We start from the raw sequence: 964 nt of genomic DNA, 5'->3' as shown, positions 1-964 counted from the left end.
CTGTACACTCAGATCAAGGAACTGCAGAAGACTGTCTCTCCCATCACTGACAACGTCGTCGCCACCATCTCTGACGCCACCGCTGACTTCCGTACCGCTGTCACAGAGGATATCGAGGCCCTGAAAGCCAAGTATGAGCCCGAACGTGCCAAGCTGAGGGAGGTCATTGAAAAACACATTGCTGACTACCGCGAGCAGATTGAGCCCATCGTCACAGAGTACCAAACCAAGCACGCCGCTGAGATGGAAAGTCTGAAGGCCAAGGTGGAGCCCCTTGTGGAGCAGCTGAAGGCCAAGGTAGCTGTCAACGTGGAGGAGACCAAGACCGCCATGATGCCCATTGTGGAGGGTGTGCGTGAGAAGCTCTCTGAGCGTCTGGAGAATCTGAAGACACTGGCTGCTCCCTACGTCGAGGAATACAAGGACAAGCTGACACAGTCCTACAACCAGGCGCAGACCATCAACATGGAAGAGCTCACTGCCCTGCAGGAGAAGATTGCACCTTTAGCTGCTGACATCAAGGATAAGTTCCATGCTATCTTCGAGGCCATCGCTGCTACCGTCACCAAGAGCTAAATCCTCTCCACCCTGTCCCTGTAATTAACCTCCCCTACCTGTCCGTCCTAGATCCATTCCACCTTTCTCTCCATTCCTTCCTTCCTCACATGTGCGTAAACACCACCTCCCAAAAAGAAGCCAATGCCTAAGTGATGCCCTTCTTTGCAACAAAATGGCGGGACTCTTGCTCTCTCTCTCCCATGCAAACACCTTACTTCATGCACACATGCTCAAGCACATGCAAGCAAAGACATACACAGACACGTACATACTCAGCACACACATGCTTTACTCTTTGCATGCCATGGCCAACTGCTTACATTTTGTGTAGAGATTGTTTGTGAATTACCACAAGTGCCTGAACCTCTGTCTAATGATGCTTGTCTGATGAAAAACTGTGCTTTGA

1 protein-coding gene is annotated in these 964 nt (G+C 50.9%); it reads left to right on the top strand.

The window, feature by feature from the left end:
• The coding region (locus tag ABC138_RS17525; RefSeq protein WP_345914466.1) for a hypothetical protein at nt 1–576 on the top strand (576 nt) is incomplete at its 5' end.
• Nucleotides 577–964: the final 388 nt, after the last annotated feature.

Origin of the sequence: Janibacter sp. LM (assembly GCF_039631275.1) — a bacterium.
GTDB lineage: Bacteria > Actinomycetota > Actinomycetes > Actinomycetales > Dermatophilaceae > Janibacter > Janibacter terrae.
This window is presented reverse-complemented; position numbering and strand designations above follow the sequence as displayed.